The organism is Limnohabitans sp. 2KL-51 (assembly GCF_003063645.1).
GTDB lineage: Bacteria > Pseudomonadota > Gammaproteobacteria > Burkholderiales > Burkholderiaceae_C > Limnohabitans_A.
Genome location: NZ_NESJ01000046.1, coordinates 1 through 1885, shown reverse-complemented (window position 1 = coordinate 1885; position 1885 = coordinate 1). Strand labels below are relative to the sequence as shown.

Annotated in this window: 1 protein-coding gene; it reads left to right on the top strand. The window is 61.5% G+C overall.

The features are described 5' to 3' along the window. The first annotated feature begins 404 nt into the window (after positions 1 to 404). On the top strand, positions 405 to 1796 hold the full coding sequence (gene ltrA / locus B9Z49_RS21280; RefSeq protein WP_108355438.1) for a group II intron reverse transcriptase/maturase: 1392 nt from the start codon (positions 405 to 407) through the stop codon (positions 1794 to 1796). The last annotated feature ends 89 nt before the right edge of the window (positions 1797 to 1885 follow it).

The window sequence follows — 1885 nt, the reverse complement described above, 5'->3', positions numbered from 1 at the left end:
TTGTGCGCCCAGCATGGGCGCACACCTGCGGGTGCAAGTCCCGCTGCGAGCTGGTCACAGTGAGCAAAGTGAAACGCAACTGCGTGAGGGTGACCGAACGTGGGAAGGAAGCGTGGATCGTAAATCGCGAGCCGATGAACAAGAACCGCATAGAAGGCGCTACCAAGCAGGGCGAATGGGCAATGCCCCACGAAGCTCTTGTGACCAAGGCGAGGCGGCGTAGATGCGGCGGTTGTGCGATGAAGGTGTGCGGCCCTTACCTGGGGAGATCTCGCCTTGTGCCTGAAAGGGCGACGGCTTGTGCCGGAGCGAGAAGTCAGCAGAGGTCGTAGTAGCTGCAAGCCGGGGCCGCTGAGGCCACAAGGCAAGAGCGAAGGACCGAACGAGAGTGAGTAACCGAGGATATGCAAAGCCACAAGGTCATGCGTCAGATGCCGGAGCGATCCGGGCGGACAGGAAGGCGGCACGGTGAAGCCGGGCCAAATACTGCCAGCGACGAAACCCGAGGTACGTTGCATGAGCACCCGGATACAGGATCGGCAAAGCAACTGGCAGGCACAGGTGGCCTGCTGGAGGCGGCGCTGACGAGACAGAACCTGCAGGCAGCATGGAAGCGGGTCAAGGCCAACAAAGGCGCAGCCGGGGTGGACGGGCTCGATATCGAGCAAACCGCCCGTTTGCTGCAAACGAACTGGCCGGACATTCGCCAAGCGCTGTTGGCGGGCAGCTACCGGCCCAGTCCGGTACGCAAGGTATTGATTCCCAAACCGGACGGCAGCCAGCGTGAGCTGGGCATTCCGACGGTCATAGATCGATTGATCCAGCAAGCACTGTTGCAAGTGCTGCAACCGCTGATCGACCCCACCTTCAGCGAACACAGCCACGGGTTCCGACCGGGCAGGCGTGCACACGATGCGGTTAAGGCCGCACGGGCGTACGTCCAATCGGGCAAGCGCGTAGTGGTGGACGTGGACTTGGCCAAGTTCTTTGACCGGGTCAACCACGACATCCTGATCGACAGGCTCAAAAGGCGCATCGATGACGCTGGCGTGATCCGACTGATTCGGGCGTATCTGAACGCCGGGATCATGGATGGCGGGGTGGTGGTCGATCGCCACTTGGGCACGCCGCAAGGCGGGCCACTCAGTCCGCTGCTGGCCAATGTGTTGCTGGACGAGGTGGACAAGGCGTTGGAGGCGCGCAGCTGCTGCTTCGCGCGCTACGCCGACGACTGCAACGTCTACGTGGGCAGCAAGAAGGCAGGCGAACGGGTGATGGCGTATCTCAGAAAACTCTACACAGGCTTGAAGCTTCAAATCAACGAAGCCAAGAGCGCGGTGGTCAGCGCCTTTGGGCGCAAGTTTCTGGGTTACGAGCTGTGGGTGGCCAAGGGCAAAGAAGTCAAATGTGCGGTGGCCTACAAGGCACTGGACAACTTCAAGGCCCGCATTCGGCAACTCACGCGCCGCTCGGGCGGACGCAGCATGACACAAGTGGTGGAGAAGCTGCGGCCCTACGTGCTGGGCTGGAAGGCTTACTTCTGGATGGCGCAAACGCCCAAAGTCTGGCGAGAGCTGGACGAGTGGCTGCGCCACCGATTACGAGCGATTCAACTCAAGCAGTGGAAGCGGCCGCGGACGATTTACCGGGAACTCAAGGCGCTGGGGGCGAAGGAAAACGTTGCACTGCAAGTGGCGGGCAACAGCCGCCGCTGGTGGCGCAACAGTGACCGGTTGCTCAAGACGGTGCTGACGATTGCGTACTTTGATAGGTTGGGAGTGCCAAGGCTGTCATGACCTCAAGCTCTCGAACCGCCGGGTGCGGACCCGCATGCCCGGTGGTGTGGCAGGGGTGGCTGCAATAATTGCGGCCCCCCTATGCCGAT

Excerpts from the sequence above, each read along its gene's own strand:
- ltrA (WP_108355438.1), top strand. The coding sequence starts at position 405 with ATGCAAAGCCACAAGGTCATGCGTCAGATGCCGGAGCGATCCGGGCGG.